At 36.0% G+C, this 24051-nt stretch carries 20 protein-coding genes, 1 pseudogene and 1 other annotated feature; of the genes and pseudogenes, 18 read left to right on the top strand and 3 right to left on the bottom strand.

All coding sequences use genetic code 11. From position 1 onward, the window contains the following. Positions 1-200 precede the first annotated feature (200 nt). The 3 genes from BCR25_RS13145 to BCR25_RS13135 are packed head-to-tail and all read left to right on the top strand — an operon-like array spanning position 201 to position 4512. Positions 201-824 (top strand): NADPH-dependent FMN reductase, encoded by a 624-nt coding sequence (locus tag BCR25_RS13145; protein WP_069664041.1) that lies wholly within the window; start codon positions 201-203, stop codon positions 822-824. Beyond that, entirely contained in the window at positions 824-3250 is a 2427-nt protein-coding gene (locus BCR25_RS13140) for a flavocytochrome c (protein WP_069664040.1), read from the top strand. The genes BCR25_RS13145 and BCR25_RS13140 overlap by 1 nt, the downstream gene beginning before the upstream one ends. A 32-nt stretch (positions 3251-3282) precedes the next feature. After that, complete coding sequence (locus BCR25_RS13135; protein ID WP_069664039.1) at positions 3283-4512, top strand: L-lactate MFS transporter; 1230 nt, start codon at positions 3283-3285, stop codon at positions 4510-4512. Between the two features lie 81 nt (positions 4513-4593). Here the strand turns inward: BCR25_RS13135 and BCR25_RS13130 are convergent, their stop codons facing one another. Beyond that, positions 4594-5340, bottom strand: a complete 747-nt coding sequence (locus tag BCR25_RS13130; protein ID WP_069664038.1) for a hypothetical protein — start codon at positions 5338-5340, stop codon at positions 4594-4596. A gap of 180 nt (positions 5341-5520) precedes the next feature. Here BCR25_RS13130 and BCR25_RS13125 point away from each other — a divergent pair, with 180 nt between their 5' ends. The 7 genes from BCR25_RS13125 to BCR25_RS13095 all read left to right on the top strand — a co-directional run bounded on the left by BCR25_RS13125 (position 5521) and on the right by BCR25_RS13095 (position 11384). Beyond that, positions 5521-6705: an FtsW/RodA/SpoVE family cell cycle protein gene (locus tag BCR25_RS13125; protein WP_069664037.1), complete on the top strand. Its 1185-nt coding sequence runs from the start codon at positions 5521-5523 to the stop codon at positions 6703-6705. Between the two features lie 18 nt (positions 6706-6723). Next, positions 6724-7077: an arsenate reductase family protein gene (locus tag BCR25_RS13120; protein WP_069664036.1), complete on the top strand. Its 354-nt coding sequence runs from the start codon at positions 6724-6726 to the stop codon at positions 7075-7077. A gap of 2 nt (positions 7078-7079) precedes the next feature. Continuing rightward, positions 7080-7415 (top strand): glycine cleavage system H family protein, encoded by a 336-nt coding sequence (locus BCR25_RS13115; protein ID WP_069664035.1) that lies wholly within the window; start codon positions 7080-7082, stop codon positions 7413-7415. 49 nt (positions 7416-7464) lie between these two features. Further along, positions 7465-7711, top strand: a binding site (T-box leader). 287 nt (positions 7712-7998) lie between these two features. Continuing rightward, entirely contained in the window at positions 7999-9036 is a 1038-nt protein-coding gene (locus BCR25_RS13110; protein ID WP_069664034.1) for a methionine ABC transporter ATP-binding protein, read from the top strand. Positions 9037-9085: 49 nt separating this feature from the next. After that, positions 9086-9715 carry a methionine ABC transporter permease gene (locus BCR25_RS13105; protein ID WP_069664225.1) on the top strand — a complete coding sequence of 210 codons (630 nt, stop codon included), beginning with the start codon at positions 9086-9088 and terminating at the stop codon, positions 9713-9715. A gap of 36 nt (positions 9716-9751) precedes the next feature. Then, the gene (locus BCR25_RS13100; RefSeq protein ID WP_069664033.1) at positions 9752-10603 is read left to right on the top strand and encodes a MetQ/NlpA family ABC transporter substrate-binding protein; all 852 of its coding nucleotides are present in this window, start codon (positions 9752-9754) and stop codon (positions 10601-10603) included. A gap of 232 nt (positions 10604-10835) precedes the next feature. After that, complete coding sequence (locus tag BCR25_RS13095; RefSeq protein WP_069664032.1) at positions 10836-11384, top strand: hypothetical protein; 549 nt, start codon at positions 10836-10838, stop codon at positions 11382-11384. An 85-nt stretch (positions 11385-11469) separates the two neighbouring features. Here the strand turns inward: BCR25_RS13095 and hemH are convergent, their stop codons facing one another. Then, positions 11470-12414, bottom strand: coding sequence for a ferrochelatase (hemH, locus tag BCR25_RS13090; protein WP_069664031.1), 945 nt, complete (start codon positions 12412-12414; stop codon positions 11470-11472). Between the two features lie 336 nt (positions 12415-12750). On the opposite strand from hemH, the gene sufC reads away from it, so the two are divergent. The 5 genes from sufC to sufB all read left to right on the top strand — a co-directional run bounded on the left by sufC (position 12751) and on the right by sufB (position 17977). Then, on the top strand, positions 12751-13521 hold the full coding sequence (sufC, locus tag BCR25_RS13085) for a Fe-S cluster assembly ATPase SufC (RefSeq protein WP_069664030.1): 771 nt from the start codon (positions 12751-12753) through the stop codon (positions 13519-13521). 14 nt (positions 13522-13535) lie between these two features. Then, on the top strand, positions 13536-14822 hold the full coding sequence (gene sufD / locus BCR25_RS13080) for a Fe-S cluster assembly protein SufD (protein ID WP_069664029.1): 1287 nt from the start codon (positions 13536-13538) through the stop codon (positions 14820-14822). After that, positions 14819-16054 (top strand): cysteine desulfurase, encoded by a 1236-nt coding sequence (locus BCR25_RS13075; RefSeq protein WP_069664028.1) that lies wholly within the window; start codon positions 14819-14821, stop codon positions 16052-16054. The genes sufD and BCR25_RS13075 overlap by 4 nt, the downstream gene beginning before the upstream one ends. Continuing rightward, positions 16041-16508 (top strand): Fe-S cluster assembly sulfur transfer protein SufU, encoded by a 468-nt coding sequence (gene sufU / locus BCR25_RS13070; protein WP_069634821.1) that lies wholly within the window; start codon positions 16041-16043, stop codon positions 16506-16508. The genes BCR25_RS13075 and sufU overlap by 14 nt, the downstream gene beginning before the upstream one ends. 74 nt (positions 16509-16582) lie before the next feature. Continuing rightward, positions 16583-17977, top strand: a complete 1395-nt coding sequence (gene sufB / locus BCR25_RS13065) for a Fe-S cluster assembly protein SufB (RefSeq protein ID WP_010765427.1) — start codon at positions 16583-16585, stop codon at positions 17975-17977. Between the two features lie 96 nt (positions 17978-18073). Here the strand turns inward: sufB and BCR25_RS13060 are convergent. Continuing rightward, positions 18074-19233, bottom strand: a pseudogene (locus BCR25_RS13060) (tyrosine-type recombinase/integrase). Between the two features lie 221 nt (positions 19234-19454). Between BCR25_RS13060 and BCR25_RS13055 the strand changes: the two are divergent. The 3 genes from BCR25_RS13055 (at position 19455) to BCR25_RS13045 (ending at position 23496) form a co-directional block, all read left to right on the top strand. After that, positions 19455-19703, top strand: coding sequence for a helix-turn-helix domain-containing protein (locus tag BCR25_RS13055; protein WP_069664027.1), 249 nt, complete (start codon positions 19455-19457; stop codon positions 19701-19703). Between the two features lie 109 nt (positions 19704-19812). Continuing rightward, positions 19813-21666: an ATP-dependent nuclease gene (locus BCR25_RS13050; RefSeq protein WP_069664026.1), complete on the top strand. Its 1854-nt coding sequence runs from the start codon at positions 19813-19815 to the stop codon at positions 21664-21666. A gap of 15 nt (positions 21667-21681) precedes the next feature. Next, the gene (locus BCR25_RS13045) at positions 21682-23496 is read left to right on the top strand and encodes an ATP-dependent helicase (RefSeq protein WP_069664025.1); all 1815 of its coding nucleotides are present in this window, start codon (positions 21682-21684) and stop codon (positions 23494-23496) included. The last annotated feature ends 555 nt before the right edge of the window (positions 23497-24051 follow it).

The raw sequence follows: 24051 nt of genomic DNA, 5'->3' as shown, positions 1-24051 counted from the left end.
ATAGTTTGATAATTAAATAAATATTTCACAAACGTTTTCTTCTGAATTAAACTAATTGCATAAAGGAAGATATACGAAATGAGTCTTTTTAACTGGGTTTTTTGGTTTTTCTATATATTTTTATGAAAAAGCTAGTCTAAAAGTGATTTTTTTTACGGTTGCATGTGTATATTTTCACAAAAAGAAAGGGTGACTTACTTATGAAATTTATCGGTATTGTTGGCACGAATTCGGATCAATCGACAAATCGGGCCTTGTTACAATTTATGAGCAAACATTTTATTGAAACTGCTGAAATCGAAGTCTGTGAGATCAAGGATTTTCCAGCGTTCAATGAACCAAAAGACAAAACTGCACCTAAAGGAATCCAAGAATTGTCAGATAAGATCAACGAAGCAGATGGTGTGATCATTAGTACACCAGAATACGATCATTCAATTCCGGCGGCACTTAAAAGTTTAATTGAATGGTTATCTTATACGACTCGTCCTTTGATCGACAAGCCAGTGATGATCGTCGGCGCCTCTCATGGGTCGCTAGGTTCTTCCAGAGCACAGGCACATTTACGCCAAATTTTGGATGCACCTGAATTAAAAGCCCGAATTATGCCTGGATCAGAATTTTTATTGGGTCATTCACTTCAGGCATTTGATGAAGAGGGTGAATTAATTTATCCGGAAAGAGTAACGGAGTTAGAAGAATGTTTTGAGGAATTCTGTTTATTTGTTTCGATGACAAACCAGTTGGTTAAAGATCATCGTTTTAAGACAGAACAAAATAGAAAATTTACATGGGAACAACTTGCTGATGGAGGAGAAAAATAATGAAATTTATTGGAATCGTCGGTACGAATGCACAAGAATCATACAATCGATTGCTTTTGCAGTTTATGCAAAAACATTTTAGTAAGCAAGCAGATATTGAAATTTTAGAATTAACAAATGTACCAATGTTTAACGAAACAAATGATCAATCCAACAGTGATGTAATCCAGGAGTTTAATAGAAAGATCACCGAAGCTGACGGTGTGATCATCGCTACGCCAGAGCATAATCATTCTATTCCTTCCGCGCTAAAGAGCATTCTTGAATGGCTTTCATTTAATCTACATCCATTTGACGGCAAACCAGTGATGATTGTTGGTGCTTCATATGATGTTCAGGGATCCTCACGTGCACAGCTCCACTTAAGACAAATTTTAGATGCGCCAGGTGTGAATGCAACGGTTATGCCAGGATATGAATTTTTACTGGGACGTGCGCATCAAGCCTTTGATGAAGAAGGAAATATTAAAGAAGAACGAACTATCGATTTTCTAGAGAGCTGTTTCTGGCGTTTTCTTCGCTTCACAGAAATTGCTAACTTATTAAATGTTCCAGAAGAGGTAACGTTTGAACCAGGCAACTATACGGTTACGGCTCCCGGACATAACGGAGACTTGCCGATGGTTGTCACTCTAACCACTGATCGAATCGACGCCATCGATATTGATACTTCTGGCGAATCAGAAGGAATTGCCGATGTGGTATTCACAAGAATCCCAACTCAAATTCTTGAAGGGCAAACCTTGAATGTAGACGTTTTATCTGGTGCTTCTGTTACAAGTAATGGAGTAATTGACGGAGTGGCAAAAGCAGTTAAAATGGCTGGAGCCAATCCTGACATTCTTAGAAAACGCCCCAAAGCGCCAAGTACAGTTGCTGAAGATGTCGAATATGCCACAGATGTAGTGGTAGTAGGTGCGGGTGGAGCAGGATTAGCTGCAGCAGCAAGCGTATTACAGGAAGGGAAAAAGGTTATTGTAGTTGAAAAATTCCCAGCAGTTGGCGGAAATACAGTACGTACTGGAGGACCAATGAATGCGGCTGATCCAAAATGGCAAAATACATTTGATGCGATTCCAGGCGAAAGTCATACACTAGAAGAAATGGCTTCAATTGATGAAAGTCAGATCGATCCAGACTATTTAGATGATTTCCGTAAGCTAAAACAACAAATCAACACTTACTTATCTGAAAATGAAGGAAAAACTGGTTATCTATTCGATTCAGCGATTTTCCACCGGATGCAAACTTATCTTGGTGGTAAACGTACGGACCAAAAAGGAAATGTTATCTACGGTCAGTATGATTTAGTAAAAATTTTGACAGATCAGGCACTTGATTCTGTGAAATGGCTAGAAGAAATCGGCGTTGAATTTGATACAGAAGATGTTACTATGCCAGTTGGAGCCTTGTGGCGTCGAGGACATAAACCATTGAAAAATGAAGGCTATGCCTTTGTTTCAGCGCTTCAAACATTTGTTGAAACGAATGGCGGAACGATCATCACGGATACCGCAGTTGAAGAATTGATTATTGAAAATGGAGCGATCAGTGGAATCATTGGTTCCGGTCCAAATGGACAAAAAGTAACAGTTCATGCTGATGCAGTTGTTCTGGCTTCTGGAGGTTTTGGTGCGAACACGAAAATGTTGAAGGAATACAATACGTATTGGACACAAATCGATGATGATATAAAAACCTCCAATTCACCTGCTATCACTGGTGATGGCATTCGTTTAGGTCAGAGTGTAGGCGCAGACCTTGTTGGAATGGGCTTTTCACAAATGATGCCAGTCTCAGATCCAGAAACAGGCGCATTGTTTAGTGGGCTTCAAGTTCCACCACAAAACTTTGTAATGGTCAATCAAGAAGGAAAACGATTTGTGAATGAATATGGCAGTCGAGATGCCTTAACACAAGCAGCGATTGATAATGGCGGATTATTCTATCTAATTGCTGATAATGAAATCAAGAAGACTGCGTACAATACTACACAGGAAAAAATCGATCGTCAGGTTGCTGCGGGAACATTGTTCCGTTCAGAAACATTAGAAGGACTAGCTGAACAACTTGGCATAGAACCAACTATTTTTGTCGAAACCATCAATAAGTACAATAGTTATGTTGAACAGGGCAATGATCCGGAATTTGGCAAAGATGTTTTTGACTTAAAAGTAGCTGTAGCACCATTCTATGCAACGCCAAGAAAACCAGCCGTTCACCATACGATGGGCGGGTTGAAAATTGATACGGATACGCATGTTTTAGATGAACAGGGCAATGTTATTTCTGGACTGTATGCTGCAGGTGAAGTAGCAGGCGGGATTCACGCAGGAAATCGCTTAGGTGGAAATTCATTGACAGATATCTTTACGTTTGGTCGTATTGCTGGCAAAACAGCTTTGAAAGATATCGCAGCAAAATAGTTGATGAATGATAAATAAATGGAGGATTAAAGATGAATTCTAACGTAAATCGATGGCAGGTGCTTATTGCCTCAACAGCAGTGCTTTTATGTACAGGTGCTGTTTACGCATTTAGTGTTTTTGCTGGCCCATTAAGTGTACAAAAAGGATGGTCAATGGCTGAGATCATGCTGGCCTTTACGATAAACGCTGCAATAGGTCCAGTTCCGATGATCTTCGGTGGTTTTCTTACCGACCGAGGGTTAGCTAAATGGGCAATTATTATTGGCGGTTTATTATTTGGACTAGGATTTTTCCTAACAGGTTTTGTGACAAGTACGGCAATGTTGTATGTAACCTATGGATTGATCGGTGGTTTTGGGCAAGGTTTAGCCTATTCAGGCTGTCTTAGTAATACAATCAAGTTGTTTCCAGATAAAAAAGGTCTGGCTTCGGGGATCATTACTGCTGGTATGGGCGGGGCAGCTATCGTAGCTGCGCCAATCGGCAACTACTTTATTGAAAATAAGGATGTGTTTTACGCATTTCGTCTCTTAGGGATCGCTTATGTGGTAGTTATAGTGATTGCCAGTTTTTTCATCAAAACAGCTCCAGCGAATTATCTTCCGAATGGATGGACGCCACCACAAACACATGGTGGAACTAAAATGATTAATAAAAATTGGAAGCAAATGTTGCAGACACCTTATTTTTACTTGATCTTTTTCATGCTGTGTACAGGAGCGTTTTCTGGTTTGATGATTGCATCAAATGCTTCTGTGATTGGTCAACAAATGTTTGGTCTAAGTGCAGGAACAGCGGCATTTTATGTAAGCCTATATTCACTTAGTAATTGTGCAGGACGTGTACTGTGGGGTACAGTCTCTGATAAGTTTGGACGGAACAAAACATTGAATATTATTTTAAGTGTGATTATTATTGCGCTTATCGTATTGACTGTTTTATCTTCACAGGTAGGATTTGCGTTTGGAATCATTGCTTTAGGGCTTTGCTTTGGTGGAGTAATGGGCGTTTTTCCACCAGTTGTTATGGAAAATTATGGTCCTGTCAATCAAGGCGTCAACTATGGAATTGTTTTTGTTGGCTATTCAACAGCTGCGTTTTTTGCGCCAAAGGTAGCAGTGAATATGGCAGCAGCTAATAATGGTAGTTTCACAAATGCATTTTATGTGGCGATTATCGTTGCTTGTATTGGTTTACTACTAAATATAATCTATAGTCAACTGAAAAAAGCCGAAGCAAACAAAGTAGTGGAAGCTTGATTACTTTAGAATAAAAAAGCGATTCACGTATTGAGTGCGTGAGTCGCTTTCTTGTCTGTTATGATAACACTCTAGAGTCTATTAATAATTACCATCATCATAAAGAATAAATTTCCGACGATTGATTAAATCACTTCCCCCTAAAAGTTCATCGGTTGTTTCATATCTAAAGGTAATATAAGGGATCTGCTCTTTTTCAGGATACAATGTATCGGCTGTTTTATCTTGAACAAAAAATCCAATAGTATCCATATATTTTTTCTTCTCACCATTGCGCTCATATTTTACTGTTAATGGCACCGTGACGAGTAAACTTTTATAGCTAGAACGCTTTTTATCTATTTTTACGATCGTTCCTTCAGATTCTGTGACAATTTCTGCTAAAAGTGTGGGCATCGTCTGATTCATTTTTTCTTCTGCTAATTGATCAGCTTCTTTCCTTGCAACATATTCACTATAATCAACATTGACTGTGTAGTTCATTTTCTCTTTTTCTTTGTATGTATAAAAAGAGACATCCGTCGTTGGCTGATGACCATCAATAAAAATATTTCTCCAAACAAATGTGCCATCTTTATCGATTTTAAGAATTCCTCTCGTTCCCTGAGTAGTATTGCCAGAGTTATTCTTAATGGCTACCTTTGCTGAAAAACTGCTATATTTCGCTTTTCCGGTTAGTTCAAACTGCCCGTTTTCATCAGCTTCAACGGTATGATTGTCAATAGTGAGCCAAGGCTCCGTAACAGAAGACTGTTCGTTTTTTTTCTGTGTGCAGCCGCCAAATACGAACAACCCCAAAACAATTCCTAATAAGTATACTTTTCTCATAGTAAATCTCCCCCAAAACTCTATTATACGTTGATTTGTCTATTTATCAAGAGAAGAAATAGTTTACAATAATCAATAGAATTCTCTAAAGTTTTTCCAAAATCATCAAGTCTACACTTTCTTTTCTATCCATACAAAGTTATAATAAAAAGCGTATGATTCAAGGAAAAGGGATGACGAATGAATAAAAAAAAATTACTAAATAACCTAGATAATCGAATCGACTATGGAGTAATCTTACCAGTATTTCTTCTATCGATCATTGGAATACTTTCATTATATGTAGCATTGAGCAATGATCCATTACGTCCGGAAATCGGCAACATGCTGATGAAGCAAGGGCTGTGGTACTTGGTTGGCGGCATTAGCATCGTTGTTGTGATGCACTTTAACTCCAAGCTACTTTGGCGGCTAACGCCAATTTTTTATGCTATAGGCTTAGTCATGATGGGCTTGCTGTTAAAATTTTATGATCCTTATTTAGAATCACAAACAGGTTCAAAAAACTGGATTTCTTTTGGCGGAACGACGTTTCAGCCGTCTGAATTGATGAAAATTGCGTTCATTCTTATGTTGGCTTACATTGTCACAATGCATAATGTGAAAAATATCAATCGGACACTGAAGTCTGATTTTTGGTTGATCGGGAAGATGCTATTAGTTACGTTACCAGTCTTGATTTTGATTTTACTGCAGGATGACTTCGGAACGATGTTGGTTTTCCTTGCCATTTTTAGCGGTGTTTTTCTCATGTCAGGTATTTCCTGGAAAATTATTTTACCAACCTTTCTAGTCGCAATTTTGCTCGGAGCTGGAACGATTTATCTAGTGACGACTACAGCTGGTCGAGAATTTCTGTATTCGGTAGGGTTTAAATCATACCAGTTTGATAGAATCGATTTATGGATGAAACCATTCCATCATGACCCAAACCGTTCCCAACAACCGGCACTAGCATTGACTGCGATCGGCTCAGGTGGCTTGTTTGGTAAAGGCTTCAACAATAGTGATGTTTACGTTCCAGTCAGAGAATCAGATATGATCTTTACTGTAGTAGGAGAAAATTTTGGTTTCATTGGCGGTTGTTTTATTATTTTGCTATACTTTATATTGATTTACCGTATGATTCGTGTTTGTTTTGAGACAAATAATGAATTTTATGCTTATATTGCGACCGGAATTATTATGATGATTTTATTCCACGTATTTGAGAACATCGGCGCTAATATTGGATTGCTGCCATTAACTGGGATTCCGTTACCGTTTATTAGTCAAGGTGGTTCCTCTATCTTAGGAAATATGCTAGGCGTTGGTTTGATCATGTCCATGAAATATCAAAAAGAAGCAACGATTGAAGAATATTAAACGAAAGAAGGCGTTAGTATGTATACATTTTACTGGTATCCAAAATGTTCAACATGTAAAAAAGCAAAAGCTTGGCTAGACGAAAAGAAAGCCAAATACGAAACAATCGATATGATCGAAAATCCGCCAACTGCTGAGCAATTAGCGAACTGGATGGAGCAAAGTGAGTTACCGATTCGCCGTTTCTTCAATACAAGCGGTATTCGTTACAGAGAACAAGGCCTAAAAGACAAGGTCAATGATTTCTCAATCAAAGAAGCAAGTGAACTTTTAGCAACGGATGGTATGTTGATCAAACGTCCGATTTTTGTTAAAGGGGATCAATTTTTAGCAAATGGCTTTAAAGAATCTGACTATGAAGGAGCTATTTAATAATGGCTGAAGAAGTAAAAATCATCGACAGCTTATGGCTGATGAAAACAGATAAAGGCTATAAAATCGGTTTGACAAATGACGCACAAGAAGAGTTGGGCAACATTACATTTGCAACGTTGCCGAAAGTAGGTCAAGTATTAAAAAAGGGTGATTCATTGATCGAGCTTGAAGCCGAAAAAGCGGTAAGCGAATTTAGCACACCGATTAGCGGAACAATTATTGCTGTAAACGAAGCTGCTGAAAATGAGCCTAGTTTATTAGACGACTCTACACAAACAAATGCGTGGATTGCTGTTTTAACAGATGTAAATGATGAAGAACTAAATCAGGCGTAAAAATGATTGACAACCCATTTGGTTGTTGCTATAATTTTGTCAATATAAAGTGAATGCTTTGAAAAGAAGAGTACATATCAAACATGTTTTAAAGAGAGCCCTGTTTGCTGAAAATGGGCAACATAGTTGAAATGGAAGATGGTCTTTGAGCAGAATAAGTGAGCAAAAGTGAACTTATTACGGGAAGTGCCCGTTACAGCACAACAGTATGCGGATTCAAGTACTGTATGAGGTTATTATTGTGAAATAATAACAAATCAAGGTGGTAACACGAAAGACAAGCTTTCGTCCTTTTGTCAGATAAGACATAGGGGCGGAAGCTTTTTATTGTGAAACACTGCGACTGGCTAGGCCAGAGCAGGTGTTGAACAATACTTGGCGACCAAAGGGAGCGAAGTCACATTAATAGTGACACAACTCAGTCTAATATTGGTAAAGCATTATAAGTGCTAGAATCAAAAGAATAAAGTATCTATATTATATTATTTAAAACTTACGCTCAATCACCAAGATAAATCGAATCATACCGCCCAATTTATAGTATACTAAAACAAGCAAAACAAAAGAAAGTTGAGGGGAAAAAATGCCTCTAATCGAATTACAACAGGTTAAAAAGCAATTTTCCGGTAAAAACGGACAAGTGACAGCAGTCAATGATGTTTCTCTTACTGTAGATCAAGGAGATATTTATGGAATCGTTGGCTATTCAGGTGCAGGAAAAAGCACGCTTGTTAGGCTATTGAATGGTTTAGAACTGCCGACAAATGGTGAAGTAATCATTCAGAATCAAAACGTTGCTCAGATGACCAATCGCGAATTACGTCAATTCCGAAAAAAAATTGGGATGATATTTCAGCATTTTAATCTTTTATGGTCACGAACTATTTTAGAAAATATCATGCTTCCGCTAGAATTAGCTAATGTACCAAAAAATACTAGAAAGCAACGCGCGCAGGAACTTTTGACATTGGTTGGTTTAGAAGGCAAAGGAGATGCGTATCCTAGTCAATTATCCGGGGGACAAAAACAACGGGTTGGGATCGCGAGAGCCTTAGCTAATAACCCCGAAATTCTGTTATGCGATGAGGCAACAAGTGCTTTAGATCCGCAAACGACAGACGAAGTTCTGGATTTATTGTTGGAAATCAATCAAACATTGAATTTGACGATCGTATTGATCACTCACGAAATGCATGTGATACGAAAAATATGCAATAAAGTCGCAGTGATGGAATTAGGTCAAATCGTTGAAGAAGGAGACGTTTTAGAGGTCTTTAGAAATCCTCAACAGGCTGTGACAAAACGTTTCGTTCAGCAAGAATTAGAACCAAAAGAAGATACAGAAGAATTGCTAGGAGAACTGATCAAAGAAAATCCAACTGGATTAGTCGTGACACTTCAATTTAGTGGAGACAATGCGAACGAACCTGTGATTTCCCAAGCGATTCGACAATTTGAAGTTGATATCAATGTCGTACAAGGACAAGTGCAGCAAGCAAAAGAAGGCGCCTTTGGCACGTTGACAGTTATGATTTTAGGAGATGAAAGTGAAGTTGAAAAAACACTGACTTTCCTCAAAGAAAAAGAAGTGGGGCTGGAGGTGATTCACCGTGGCGAATGAAACATTTGTTGAAAAGTACTTAAATTTTAGTCGGGTGAACCCAGAATCAATGAAACAAGCAGCGATCGATACACTTTTTATGACAGTCGTTGCAATGGTTTTTGTTATTATTATCGGTTTCTTATTAGGACTTCTTCTATACAGCTTAAGCCGAAACAAATCACCTTTTGCGAGAATCAGCTACAGCATTTTATCTGTTGTAAGTAACGTGTTTCGTTCTATTCCTTATATCGTATTGATCATTCTGTTAATGGATTTTTCTAGGAAACTGGTTGGTACAGGGATTGGGGCAAAGGCTGCGATTCCGTCTTTGATCGTATCAGCAGCACCGTTTTATGCTCGGTTAGTTGAAATAGCTTTTCGAGAAGTTGATAACGGTGTACTGGAAGCAGCAGATGCGATGGGTGCTTCTAAAATCCAAAAAATCTTTAAAATATTGATTCCAGAAAGTATGCCGGCATTATTATCAGGTGTCACTTTGACGACGATCACGATGATTGGTTTCACAGCTATGGCTGGGATCATCGGCGGCGGTGGTCTCGGTGGATTAGCGTATCAAGAAGGGTTTAGCCGTAACAACAATACGGTGACATTAGTTGCAACAATATTGATTTTGGTTATTGTGTTTATCATTCAATTTATCGGTGATCAGCTGGTAAAACGTTCAGACAAACGATAAACAATTAAATATAGAAATTATTTGGAGGGAATAAAGATGAAAAAGAAATTATTCGGTTTAGCAGCATTGGCAGTAGTAGCAGTCGGTTTAGTCGCATGTGGTGGTGGAAACAATAAAACAGATGATAGCAAAACTGCGGGATCAGACAAAGAATCATCCGTTTTGAAAGTGGGAGCGTCAGCCTCACCTCATGCCGAAATTTTAGAGCAAGTAAAACCGATCCTTAAAAAAGAAGGCATTGATTTAGAAATCGTTCAATTCGACGATTACATTTTGCCTAATAAAAACTTAGCAGAAGGCGATCTTGATGCAAACTATTTCCAGCATATTCCTTATTTCAATTTAGCAGTAAAAGAGAACAATTATGATTTTGCCAATGCTGGCGGTATTCATATTGAACCAATGGGCTTATATTCAAAACGTATCAAAGATATCAAAGACTTGAAAGATGGCGCAACAATCATCACATCTAATTCAGAGTCAGACTGGGGCCGCATCATTACGATCTTACAAGATGCTGATTTAGTTACTGTAAAAGATGGTGTTGATTTAGAAATAGCGACATTTGAAGATATCGATAAAAATCCTAAAAACTTGAAGTTCATTCACAACATCAATCCTGAAGTGTTAACAACAACGTATAATAACGATGAAGCGGATCTTGTAGCAATCAATGCAAACTTTGCCTATACAGCAGGCTTGAATCCATTAAAAGATTCTGTATTGCTTGAAAAAGATAACTCACCGTACGTAAATATTGTTGCTGTTCGTTCTGAAGATAAAGATAGCGACAAAATTAAAAAATTAGTAGATGCATTGCATAGCAAAGAAGTTCAAGATTGGATTCTTGAAAAATGGGATGGATCTGTAAAACCAGTAGATAAATAAAAACATACTAAAATATAGAGGGTAAACTCATCGACGGATAAGTTTGCTCTCTATTTTTCTATGTTTAGTTTTAGCGTAGAGCTTTTTATACTACATAAATTCTATACAAAAAAGACCTGTTTATTGTAATGTATTTATTTTTAATAATAAAAAATAACGTTCCTTAAGTTGATTATTTATTTTTAGTGTGCTACTATATAGCATGTAATCAATTAGAAAAGGAGAGCATAAAATGAAAAAAGAAAGACTGACTTTATTTGTTTTGACGTTGGCAGCTGCTGGTATGGCTATCATCGGCAGTGGCTCAATTGCAGAGGCAAGTGAGTTTGATTTAAATCAAGGAGCAACATTTACTTTTAATGAAAATGGACAATGGAACAGAATCAATTCAGGTGTCTTTTCAGGAAATAGTACGACTGGCTTTAGCTACACAGATTATTCTGGTACGATTCAATACGCGCAGGTAACGGCTAACACAAAGAATATTCAAGCAGCGTATGTTGTAAAAGATCGTATTTTTGATTTCGAAGGAACGTATTCACCAAGTGAATCTTACTTTAATGGAAATACCAAAATTTGGTCCTTCAACATTCAAAGGGTGAATGGTTTAACTCCTGTTTACAAAACGAAGCTGGCTGTGACTGAAGGGTTGCCAGGTGGAACAGTTCTTCATGTGAAAGCAGATCGTCCTTTAGTACCGAATTGGTCAGTATTGCCTACTATTGATAGCATGTCAAAAGTGGAAATCCAAGGATCATATATTTCGATTTTACCACAATAAAAAAAACAAAAAACAGGAAAGAACGCTTATCTAAAAAGCATTCTTTCCTGTTTTTTGTATAGATAACTAAAGAAGAATCAGCCCTTTAGTTTTTAATAATTAGTTGTTCTAGTAAATCGATAAAAATTGGATCATCATTAAACGGATGAAGATACTGGAAACTTTCTCCGCCGCTAGCCATGAAGTATTCACGATTCTCATTTTCGATTTCTTCAATGGTTTCCAAACAATCTGCCACAAAGCCAGGTGTGATGATCAAAATACGCTTATCTCCTTGCTGTGGCAATTCTTTTAGTGTGTGATCAGTTGCAGGCGTCAGCCATTCAGCAGGTCCAAATTTTGACTGGAAAGTAGTGATGAACGGAACATCCCCAACTTTTTCCATAACAGCCGCGGTAGTTTTTTGACAATGCTCTAAATAATGATCCCCTTTTTCTATATAAGAAACCGGAACACCATGATAGGAGAAAACAATTTTATCAATCGTTTTTTCTAATAAAGCTTGATTGATTTGATTTGCTAAAGCATTAATATATAAGGGCTCATCGTAAAATGATTGAATAAAATGCAAGCTAGGAATTAATTCCGCATTCAAATAAAATTTAGCTACTTCGTCGAAAATCGGGGCTGTAGTAGTTGTCGAATATTGCGGATATAATGGAACGATCGTTAAATCGGTAACACCTTCATCATGCATTTCTTGTAACACCTCTGGAATTAGCGGATGGCTATAGCTCATTGCATAACGAACAACATAATCTGGAAGACGTGTCTGTAACTGTTCAGCCTGTGATTTAGTATAAATCAAAAGAGGAGAACCTTCCTCTTGCCAGATCTCGCGATATAAGGCAGCAGATTTTTTAGGGCGTGTTCGTAATATGATTCCGTGTAAAACGGGCAGCCAGATTAAACGATTTGTATCGATCACACGCTTATCGCCTAAAAATCGTTTTAAATAAGCACGTACTTCTTTTGTCTCGGGTTTTTCCGGCGTACCTAGATTAACAATAATGATTCCTTTTTTTGACATGAAAAGACCTCTCTTTAAATAACTGGGACAAAACTCTTTTTGTTCTAGTCGCTATTTTTCTAAAATCGTGATAAATTATCTCACAAAGGAAGTGGAAAATCAAAACGAGGTAATCATTGTAAGAGATCTTTCATTCAGTAGTGTGAAAGAATGTCTATGGAAACGAAAAAGAGAAGTATAGCCATTTTAGAAAGATTCTAATTAAGTCCATGTTTTCACAAAGAAAACCTAGATTAAATAAGAATTATTCTAGTAAAGAGATTGCTTATCATTCTCAATTAGGATAAAATGAATGAGAACGATAAAATAATTATTTTAAGTTGGAGGGAATTGTACATGTCCGTTTTAGAAATTAAAAATTTACACGTGTCAATCGAAGATAAAAAGATTTTAAAAGGGGTTAACCTGACGATGAAAACAGGTGAAATCCACGCAATCATGGGGCCAAACGGAACTGGTAAATCTACCTTATCTGCGGCGATCATGGGAAATCCTAATTACGAAGTTACAGAAGGCGAAATCTTGTTTGATGGAGAAAATGTCTTAGAACTTGAAGTGGACGAACGTGCTCGTCTAGGTCTATTCCTTGCCATGCAATACCCAAGTGAAATTCCAGGAATCACGAATGCTGAATTCATGCGTGCGGCGATCAACGCCAAACGTGATGAAGACGACAAAATCTCAGTCATGGAATTCATCAAAAAATTAGACAAAAAAATGGAACTTTTAAATATGCCAGAAGAAATGGCTGAACGTTACTTAAACGAAGGCTTCTCTGGTGGGGAAAAGAAACGGAACGAAATCTTACAATTATTGATGTTAGAACCAACATTTGCCATTTTAGATGAAATCGATTCTGGTTTAGATATCGATGCCTTAAAAGTTGTATCAAAAGGCGTAAACGAAATGCGCGGTGAAAACTTTGGCGCGTTGATCATCACTCACTACCAACGTTTATTGAACTACATCACACCAGATGTGGTGCATATCATGATGGAAGGCCGTGTGGTGAAAACTGGCGGTGCGGAACTTGCGAAACGTTTAGAAGCAGAAGGCTATGCTGGCATCAGCCAAGAATTAGGTATCGAATACAAAGAAGAAGCATAAGGAGGACAAGATAAATGAAGGAAATAACAACAGCGAATTATCTTGACGACGTTAAAGCTTTTTCAGCACGTAACGAAGAACCTACTTGGATGACTGACTTACGTGTAGCGGCTTTAGAAAAAGCTGAAAACTTAGAATTACCAAAGATCGAACGTGTGAAATTTCACCGTTGGCCTTTGTTTAATGTGAATACTGAAGAGTATGCACCTGAAATAATGAACATCCCAAGCTTTGACGCAATGAAAGACAATCCAGTAATCGTGCAACAAGGGTCGATCACAGCGTTTGAACAACTTTCAGCAAAATTAGCCGATCAAGGCGTAATTTTCACGGATATGTTCACTGCATTACAAGAACATGGTGATTTAGTCAAAGAATATTATATGAACAAAGCGGTTGAAATGGATGAAGATAAATTAACAGCTTTCCATACAGCCTTTATGAATAGTGGTGTGTTCTTATATGTACCGAAAAATGTTGTCATCGAAGAACCGATCGAAGCGATCTTTATTCAAGATTCAGCGAGTGAAGAATCGTTCTTTAAACATGTCTTGATCGTAGCAGACGAGCATAGTGAGTTCAGCTATTTAGAACGATTCCAAACAATTGGCGATCAAAAAATCAAAGTGTCTGCGAATATCGTGGTTGAAGTGATTGCAAAAGCTGGTGCAAAAGTGAAATATTCAGCTGTAGATCAATTAGGCGAAAACGTTTCAACCTATATGAACCGTCGAGGACATATCATGCGTGATGCGTCTGTTGATTGGGCGTTAGGCGTGATGAATGACGGTGACGTGGTTGCTGATTTTGATTCTGATTTAGTAGGCGAAGGCTCTCATTCAGAAGTGAAAGTTGTGGCAATCAGCGCTGGCAAACAAACTCAAGGAATCGATACTCGTGTGACGAATAAAGCGTCTCACTCTGTGGGGCATATTCTACAACATGGTGTTATTCGTGAACGTGGTACTTTAACATTTAACGGAATCGGTCACATCTTAAAAGGAGCTAAAGGGGCAGATGCGCAACAAGAAAGTCGTGTCTTGATGCTTTCTGACAAAGCTCGTGGTGATGCCAACCCAATTCTATTGATCGATGAAAATGAAGTAACCGCAGGACATGCAGCCAGTGTTGGTCGTGTTGATCCAGAAGAAATGTACTATTTAATGAGTCGTGGTTTACGTAAAGATGATGCGGAACGTTTGGTTATCCGTGGCTTCTTAGGTTCAGTGATCACAGCGATTCCTGTGAAAGATGTGCAAAAAGAATTTGTAGACGTAATCGAAGGGAAGTTGAATGCATGATAAACGCAGATAAGATTCGGCAGCAGTTTCCCATCTTGTTTCAAGAAGTAAATGACGAGCCGCTTGTTTATCTGGATAATGCAGCAACAACTCAAAAGCCTAAAGCAGTTTTAGATAGACTGACTTACTATTACGAACACGATAACGCCAATGTCCATCGTGGTGTGCATACGTTGGCAGAACGTGCCACGAAAGATTATGAAGAAGCTCGTGAAAAAGTTAGAGCCTTTATCAATGCCAAAGAAACAGCCGAAACGCTCTTTACCCGAGGCACAACGACAAGTTTAAACTGGGTTGCCAAAAGCTACGGTGATTTAGCCGTTGAAGCAGGAGATGAAATCGTGATTTCTTATATGGAGCATCACTCTAATATTATTCCTTGGCAACAACTAGCGGAACGCAAAGGCGCAACCTTAAAATATATCGAGATCACAGCAGATGGCTTTTTAGATATGGAAAGCGCGAAAAAACAAATCACGGATAAAACCAAGATTGTTTCTATTGCGCATGTATCCAATGTTTTAGGTGTAATCAATCCAGTAGCAGAGTTGGCAGAGTTAGCTCATAGTCATGGTGCTGTCTTAGTTGTCGATGGTGCTCAAGCGGTACCGCATATGCCAGTAGATGTTCAAGCAATTGATGCTGATTTTTACGCATTCAGTGGGCATAAAATGTGTGGTCCAACTGGAATTGGTGTATTATATGGAAAACGCGAATTACTAGATCAAATGGAACCAGTGGAATTCGGTGGTGAAATGATCGATTTCGTGAATTTGTATGATAGTACGTGGAAAGAACTGCCTTGGAAATTTGAGGCAGGAACACCAAATATTGCTGGAGCGATTGCTCTAGGTGCGGCAATCGATTTTCTAACAGAGATTGGTTTAGAAGAAATTCATCAACATGAAGCTGAATTAGTGGCTTACGTATTGCCAAAACTATTGGCGATTGAAGGTTTGACGGTTTACGGACCGCAAGATCCAGCCCATCATACAGGCGTTTTGGCGTTTAATTTAGATGGCTTACACCCGCATGATACAGCGACAGCGTTGGATATGGAAGGGGTGGCAGTTCGTGCAGGACATCATTGTGCGCAGCCATTATTGAAGTATTTAGATGTTCCAGCGACAGCTCGTGCGAGTTTCTATCTCTATAATACCAAAGCAGATGCGGATCGATTGATCGAAGCAATTTTAGCGACAAAGGAGTTTTTCCAACATGGCTCTATCTAGATTAGATAATTTATACCGTCAAGTGATTTTAGATCATTCCAGCCATCCTCATCATCATGGAACGTTGGCAGAATCAAGCAAGAAAATCGAAATGAATAACCCAACTTGTGGCGATGTGATTGAATTGCAAGTGGCTATTCAAGACAATGTTATTAAAGATATTGCCTTTAGCGGAAGTGGGTGTTCAATCAGTACAGCGAGTGCCAGTATGATGACAGATGCGGTGATTGGAAAGACATTAGCTGAAGCAGAACAGCTGGCTGAAGATTTTTCTCAGTTGGTACAAGGAAATGACGTGCCAGAAGAAGAAAAATTAGGTGATGCGGCGATGCTTAGCGGCGTAGCAAAATTCCCAGCTCGGATCAAATGTGCAACATTAGCTTGGAAAGCATTAGAACAAGCAGTTGAAAATGACGGACAAGGAACCGCAGGACAATTACACTGCGAAGAATAGAAAATTAGTGAGAAATCAAATAACTCGAAACTAATCGTTTGATTCTCAACCTAAGAAAGTGAGCGTGAGATAATTTGAGTACTGTACCTGAGTTAGAAGAATATCAATTTGGTTTTCATGATGATGTGAAACCAATTTTCAGTACGGGAAATGGACTAACAGAGGAAGTCGTTAGAGAAATTTCACGTAAGAAAGAAGAACCAGAATGGATGTTGGAGTTCCGTTTGAAATCATTGGAACAATTCAACAAGATGGCCATGCAAGAATGGGGTCCTGATTTATCTGATATCGATTTTGAAAAAATCAAATATTTCCAAAGAGCTAGTGACAAACCCGCTCGTGACTGGGATGATGTACCAGATAAAATCAAAGAAACGTTTGAAAAAATCGGGATTCCAGAAGCCGAACGTGCGTATCTAGCTGGCGCTTCAGCGCAATATGAATCAGAAGTGGTTTACCACAATATGAAAGAAGAATTCCAAAAATTAGGAATCATCTTTACCGATACCGATTCAGCGTTGAAAGAATACCCAGATATATTTAAAAAATACTTCGCAAAATTAGTCCCACCAACAGATAACAAATTAGCAGCACTAAACTCAGCAGTTTGGTCTGGTGGAACGTTTATCTATGTGCCAAAAGGGGTCCGTGTGGATGTGCCATTACAAACATACTTCCGAATCAATGCGGAAAACACAGGACAATTTGAACGTACGCTGATTATTGTTGATGAAGGCGCAAGTGTTCACTACGTAGAAGGCTGTACAGCACCTACGTATACAAGCAATAGCTTACATGCAGCAATCGTTGAGATCTTTACCCATAAAGATGCCTATACACGTTATACAACTATTCAAAACTGGTCTGATAACGTTTATAATTTGGTAACAAAACGTGCCAAAGCTTACGAAGGTGCCACAGTTGAGTGGATCGATGGAAACTTAGGTGCCAAAACAACGATGAAATATCCAAGTGTTTATTTAGATGGAAAAGGCGCTCGTGGTACAATGCTTTCGATTGCATTTGCTGGGGAAAACCAAATCCAAGATACAGGGGCGAAAATGATTCATAACGCACCAAACACATCAAGTTCGATCGTTTCTAAATCAATTGCGAAAGACGGCGGAGAAGTGAATTACCGTGGTCAAGTAACATTTGGGAAAGATAGTGCTGGCTCGATTTCACATATTGAGTGTGATACGATTATTATGGATGATAAATCGAAATCGGATACGATTCCGTTTAATGAGATTCATAACAGTCAAGTAGCGTTGGAGCATGAAGCGAAGGTTTCGAAAATTTCGGAAGAGCAGCTTTATTACTTGATGAGTCGTGGCTTGACTGAGGTTGAAGCGACTGAGATGATCGTTATGGGATTTGTGGAGCCGTTTACGAAGGAATTACCGATGGAGTATGCGGTTGAGTTGAATCGATTGATTAGTTATGAGATGGAAGGGTCAGTGGGCTAATAAATTTAAAGAGTACCAAAACATTGAATTAACAATGTTTTGGGCTCTTTTTTTGTTGTGTAGTTTAAGAGTAAATGCCAAATTAAATGCCATCTGCTAAAAATTAACATATTTTGCAAAACGTTCCCCTGTTTCTCTAACTTTTTCAGGAGTAACGTGAGTGTAAATGTTCATAGTAGTTTTGACATCTTTATGTCCTGAAGGTTCTTGAACTTCTTTGATATTTGCCCCAGATTCAAAAAGTAAACTAGCGTGAGCATGTCTAAAACCATGTAAAGTGATTTTAGGTAAGTCATATTTTTCAAGAATATTATATAACCAATCATTAGGTGTTTGAGGATAATACAATTCATTGAATTTGTTTGTAAAAAGAAATTGAGTATCTTTAGATGTGTTATAGCCAAACTTGAAATACCATTCTTTTTGATTATATCGCCACTGTTCTATGACTTTAATCGTTTTAACATCAAGGGCGATAACTCTTTGAGAACTAATGGTTTTAGGTTCTTGAATAATAATTTGATTATGCTCGACCATAGCAAGCGTTTTTCCAATTGTTAGTTTTTGGTTGAAAATATCTATGTCTTTCCACTGTAAGGCAAGAACTTCTGATTTTCTCATTCCAGTGAAAGCTAAAATTCGGAAAAAAGTTAAAATTTTAGTGCTAGAAGGACTAACTTGTTCTGTATGGCTCTCTAAATGCTCAAAAAACACCTCTAGTTGCTCTTTAGTATAAAAGTCAGGAAATTCCTCCACTTCTTTTTTTCGGGGCAGTACGGTCTTTCACATGGGGTTAGAATCGATTAACTCCATTTGAACACCAAACAGAAGAACTTGACCGACTACTTTTCTAAAATAGTGATACTGTTTGTATTGATCATGCCAAAGATTAACTATCTCTTGACAGTATCTCACAGTGATTTTATCCAACTTTAATTTACCAAAGTATTGCAGTGCATAGTTTTCAACAAATCGCCGTAATGTAGCTACTGTTGAAGGTTTTACTTTTAGTCGATATTGTTTTAACCACAAGTCGTAAAGCTCTGAGAAAGTTATTTTTTCTTGATTAGTTAATTCACGATTATTTTGTTCAAAATCAGTTCGGAATTGAGCTAAGGCAATTTGAGCTTCTTTTTTGGTTTTGAAACCGCTCTAGTTGTTTTTACAGGTATTCCTTTAACAGGATGAGTACCTAGATATGCTTGAAATTTCCAACGCTTATAAATAATAGAAGTAACTAAGTGGGTAAGAAATATATTTCCTATTTTAGAATTATAGGGATTTGATATAGGTAAAAAGCAATAATTAAAGAAATAACAATCTTTGAAAAAACTACTTTAGAGTATCTTCTTTTCTCAAAAATTTTAATATCATTAAAAGTCATAATTTTCTCCTTCGAGTGGACTAGTATTAGTCCCATTGTAACATATTAATTCTATAAGATAAATAAAAAAGGACTAATTTTAGTCCAGAAAGTGTGTTAATCTTGAGGGAAGAGAAAATTATAGATAGTGATAATATAATTGGAAGTAATATAAGGAGAATTCGTATTGAAAAAGGTATCGGACAGACTGAATTGGTAAAACAATTACAATTGATGGACGTTGATATTACGAGGGAAACACTTGTTAAAATTGAGAGTGGAAAGCAACATATAAAATTGGAGCAATTAAAGAGTCTAAAGAAGTTTTTAGATGTTGATTTTGAAGAATTTTTGGATAGATGAGTTATTAATATTGGTACATTATCGATGTAAAAGACAATTGAAAAGGTAAAATATATTAAATAGTTAAGATTGTTTTTATTTTAAATAGAGTAAAAAAGGAGAAGTCAAGTTGGATATTTGTATAAAGGAATTAAGAGTAAGAAACTACAAGTGTTATGAGAAAGTCGATGTCAATCTAAAGGAATCTAATTTACTTTTAGGTGTCAACAATGTTGGTAAAACATCATTGTTAGAAGCCTTAGAGCTCTGTTTTACACAGTATAAGAGAATTAATGAAGAAATAATTTTTGTGAAAAAAGATGAAGTTCTATCAAAAGATAAATCAATAATTTTAGATGTATTGATAGAATCTAAAGGAAAAGAATTTTCTGAAAAATGGGTTGATTTATTTGGAGTATTAATTTTCGAGGAAGATGAGAAGGAGTATGTAGGGATAAGAACTACAATAAAGTACAATGTTTTGAGAGGAGACTATGAAATTGATAGAAGGGCAATGAATAGTTGGCCAAAGACAAACGAAATGGAAGAATTCCAAAATTTCCATACAGAAAGAATAACTAAAGATATACTAGAAGCATTTCCAGTTTTTTATTTAGATGCTAAAAGAGATATTGCTTCTGAAATGGGTGATAAATATTCTTATTTTGGAAGATTAGTTAAAGATATTAAGCTATCTGATGAAAATTTAGATGAAATGGAAAAACACTTAAATGAAATTAATGATAATATTATAGAAAATAGTGCAGTATTAAAGCATTTATCTAGTTGTTTAAATGAAATTAGTCAGGTGTTAGATTCTGGAGAAAGCTCTGTGCAGATAAATCCAGTTAGTAGAAAAATAAAAGATTTGAACCAAGGCATGGAAATTCGCTTTACTGATAAAAAATCAGAATCTTTTTCAATTATTAATCAAGGAATGGGAACTAGAAGTTGGGCTACTTTTTTAACTTTGTCAGCATATATTAAATGGAAAACTAATGAAATGTCAGAAGATGGGACTGCATTTCACCCAATACTTTTATTAGAAGAACCCGAAGCTCATTTACACCCACAAGCTCAAAGAAAAATTTACACTCAAATGAGTAGTTTGGATGGACAAAAAATAATCAGTACACATTCACCGATAATAGCTTCTCAAGCAAAAATTGAAGAAATAATTCATGTATATAAAAAAGGTGACAATTCGAAAACAAACAATATTCTTGTAAATGAATTAGATGGAAATGAAATACGAAAAATAAAAGAAGAGGTTTTCAAAACTAGAGGAGATGTGTTATTTGCAGAGGTACTAATTTTATGTGAGGGAGAAACAGAAGATCAAGTTTTACCACAATTCTTTAAAGAATATTTTGGCTGTGAACCTTTTGAACTAGGTGTAAATATAGTAGGTGTTGGTGGCTTTGGAAAATATAAACCATTCCTCAGAGTTGCAAAAGATTTAGGTATTGAGCTGTTTATTTTGAGCGATGGTGAGAAAAGGGTTATAAAAGATGTAAAGAATGCTTATAAAAAAGTGTTCGGTGAAATGTCAGATGAACTTATTTTAGAAAGAATAAAATTTTTACCGGATGAGTGCGATTTTGAAAAATATTTAATAGAAAATGGTTATAAGGATGAATTAATCAAAGTTATTGATGACATTGAAAGTACAGAGGATTTTTTGATAACATTTATTGAAAATAATAACGGAAAAAAAGGAAAAAGAGTACAAACTGATAAAAAATGTAAAGAATGTGACCAACATATATTTGAAAATATTGTTAGAGATTATAGTGGTGAAGAAGGATTTTTAAGAGCATTGTTAGAATATCTAAACTCAAATAAAACAGAATATTCTTCATTGATAGGAAAAAAAATACTTGAAAGAGAAGATACAACTAAAGTACCTGAAGTAATTCAAAATATGTTTTTAGAAATATCTAAAGTTAAAGGTATTCCAATTAACGAAATGTTTGATAATTAGAAAGGAGAGATCCAGATGAAGTTAACAGATAGTCAACAAATGATAGTAGATTATATTGAAGGGCCAATTTTAGTGACAGCAGGTCCAGGTAGTGGCAAAACGCGTGTGTTAACAAATAGAATTTCAAATATATTAGAAGTAAAAAAAGGAAAAGTTCTTGCTTTAACTTTTAGTAATAAAGCTGCTGAAGAAATTTCTGAGAGAGTAAAAAATCAGCTCTCAGTAGAAAGTCATAATAGAATTAAAGTAGAAACAATCCATAGTTTTTGTTTAGATTTAGTTTTAAATAGAGGTAATCAAATAGGTCTGGATAGTGGGTTAACAGTGATTGAAGATACAAATGATAAATTAGAAATTTTAAAGAGGGCTTATTTAAACTCTAAGTTGATTCTTCCAGAAGATAAAATATTGAATCAAGCATTACGAGAAATAGAAAAATATAAAAAGAATTTTTTATACCCTGAAGATATTAAGAATGGTGGGGAATTTAAAGATATTTTTGAAACGTATAATAATTTATTAAAGAGCAATAGAATGATTGATTTTGATGATATCTTATATTATTCATATAGGATTTTAATTGAAAGTCCATCAGTTGCTAAAAACTATACAAGAGTTTATAAATATATTTTGATAGATGAAGCGCAAGATCTTAATAAGACACAATACAGAATAATAAGAGCCTTGACTCCAAATTTTAATAATTTAATGATGGTCGGAGATTCGGCTCAATCTATATATGGCTTTAATGGTTCGGATAGTAAGATAATGACTGAATATTTTGTCAACGATTATAATCCCAAAAAATTTTCTTTAGTAGAAAATTTTAGGTCTACTTCAAAAATAATTAAGGCGGCAAGTAAAATACAACCTAACTCAAAATCATTATCAGTTTATCCTTTGGAGGGAGAACTTCAAGCACATGCTTTTGAAGATGAGATAGAAGAAGCTAAATGGATTGCTGAAAAAATTGAGTGTCTATTAAAAAATGGTAGTAAATGGGTAGAAAATGAAATTCAATTAGAAGATATTGCTATTATAGCAAGAAATCGATACTTATTTTCGAAATTGGAAGAAGAATTTTCTGAAAAAAAAATTGATTTTTCTTTTGGTGGTTCTAACTCAACTATAGAGTGTGAAACAATAGAAATGAAAATATTTGAATTAGGAATTAGAATACTCGTTAATCCTTTTGATGATTTACATTATAGACAGTTAAATCAATGTCTTTCTAGGAAAGGAAAGGAAAAAGATTTTTTAGAAGATATTTTAATAAATGAAGAAGTTAATTCGAATCAAATTGATAAAGAAGTTTTTATTTCAATAATTAAGGCTTGGAATACGTTACATGAAAATCAAGAAAATTTTATCAAATCTTTAAATATAATTAGTGATGTTGTATTTGATAAAGAAGATAATGAGGAATTTAAATTTTTGATTCAAGGTGATATTGAATTATGGAAAGAACGTTGGAATAAATACGTTAAACAATCTGTGAAAGGTGATAGAAGTTTATCTTATTTTAGAAATCAGATATCTTTAGGAAAGTTAAATACAAATAGTAATTCTGGAGTTTCTTTATTAACAGTTCATATGTCAAAGGGATTGGAGTTTGAAGTTGTTTTTATTATTGGAATGGTAGATGGGACTTTTCCTGATTACAGAGTAAAAAATTCTGAACAAGAAAAGGAAGAATTAAATAATATGTTTGTTGCTCTTACAAGAGCCAAAAGAGAGTGTTATTTAACATATCCTATGGAAAAACTGATGCCGTGGGGAAGTAGTAAAAAACAAATAAAATCAAAATATATAGATATAATTGATATCTGAAATAGCTCCTCAAAAAGTTAATTAAACTAAATACCATTTAGTTTAATTAACTTGAATCTCATTCATTCTGATTAGTCAAATGGAAATGATTGAATCTTAATTTAAAGCTTATTGATATCCATTAATTGTTAAAAAATCTAATGGAAGGGTCAGTGGGATAAAACTTTAATATGTGCTGGAAACACTAATATAACAGTGCTTCTAGCTTTTTTACTTTAGTTAAATTATATTATAGTCTGTATTTCACTCATCTAATATTTTATGTGCATGATTAGTCATATATAAATATTGAGGAAATGATACAAGAAAGTTATATTCGTTACTATGTCCTATAGTCCTCTTGTGGTATGATAGTTTGGATTTTTATCTGAGAAAGTAGATATTATTAGTTTTAAGTAGCTGTTATCAACATTTTTTACAATAAAAATAGTACAGAATTTCTGGTTTTTACATATATAGCGTTAAGTATTCAGATTTGTATTGGATACGATAAAGAGTGTTCAAAAGTTAGCCTTCAACCAGCGGAGGGTTACGCTTGTTGAGCAGGAGATAAGG

The organism is Enterococcus termitis, assembly GCF_001730305.1.
Classification (GTDB): Bacteria; Bacillota; Bacilli; order Lactobacillales; family Enterococcaceae; genus Enterococcus_L; species Enterococcus_L termitis.
This window is presented reverse-complemented; position numbering and strand designations above follow the sequence as displayed.

What these genes read in the sequence shown, in the direction of transcription:
- BCR25_RS13145 (WP_069664041.1), top strand. Translation starts at nt 201, where the DNA reads ATGAAATTTATCGGTATTGTTGGCACGAATTCGGATCAATCGACAAAT.
- BCR25_RS13140 (WP_069664040.1), top strand. Translation starts at nt 824, where the DNA reads ATGAAATTTATTGGAATCGTCGGTACGAATGCACAAGAATCATACAAT.
- BCR25_RS13135 (WP_069664039.1), top strand. Translation starts at nt 3,283, where the DNA reads ATGAATTCTAACGTAAATCGATGGCAGGTGCTTATTGCCTCAACAGCA.
- BCR25_RS13130 (WP_069664038.1), bottom strand. Translation starts at nt 5,340, where the DNA reads ATGAGAAAAGTATACTTATTAGGAATTGTTTTGGGGTTGTTCGTATTT.
- BCR25_RS13125 (WP_069664037.1), top strand. Translation starts at nt 5,521, where the DNA reads ATGAATAAAAAAAAATTACTAAATAACCTAGATAATCGAATCGACTAT.
- BCR25_RS13120 (WP_069664036.1), top strand. Translation starts at nt 6,724, where the DNA reads ATGTATACATTTTACTGGTATCCAAAATGTTCAACATGTAAAAAAGCA.
- BCR25_RS13115 (WP_069664035.1), top strand. Translation starts at nt 7,080, where the DNA reads ATGGCTGAAGAAGTAAAAATCATCGACAGCTTATGGCTGATGAAAACA.
- BCR25_RS13110 (WP_069664034.1), top strand. Translation starts at nt 7,999, where the DNA reads ATGCCTCTAATCGAATTACAACAGGTTAAAAAGCAATTTTCCGGTAAA.
- BCR25_RS13105 (WP_069664225.1), top strand. Translation starts at nt 9,086, where the DNA reads ATGAAACAAGCAGCGATCGATACACTTTTTATGACAGTCGTTGCAATG.
- BCR25_RS13100 (WP_069664033.1), top strand. Translation starts at nt 9,752, where the DNA reads ATGAAAAAGAAATTATTCGGTTTAGCAGCATTGGCAGTAGTAGCAGTC.
- BCR25_RS13095 (WP_069664032.1), top strand. Translation starts at nt 10,836, where the DNA reads ATGAAAAAAGAAAGACTGACTTTATTTGTTTTGACGTTGGCAGCTGCT.
- hemH (WP_069664031.1), bottom strand. Translation starts at nt 12,414, where the DNA reads ATGTCAAAAAAAGGAATCATTATTGTTAATCTAGGTACGCCGGAAAAA.
- sufC (WP_069664030.1), top strand. Translation starts at nt 12,751, where the DNA reads ATGTCCGTTTTAGAAATTAAAAATTTACACGTGTCAATCGAAGATAAA.
- sufD (WP_069664029.1), top strand. Translation starts at nt 13,536, where the DNA reads ATGAAGGAAATAACAACAGCGAATTATCTTGACGACGTTAAAGCTTTT.
- BCR25_RS13075 (WP_069664028.1), top strand. Translation starts at nt 14,819, where the DNA reads ATGATAAACGCAGATAAGATTCGGCAGCAGTTTCCCATCTTGTTTCAA.
- sufU (WP_069634821.1), top strand. Translation starts at nt 16,041, where the DNA reads ATGGCTCTATCTAGATTAGATAATTTATACCGTCAAGTGATTTTAGAT.
- BCR25_RS13045 (WP_069664025.1), top strand. Translation starts at nt 21,682, where the DNA reads ATGAAGTTAACAGATAGTCAACAAATGATAGTAGATTATATTGAAGGG.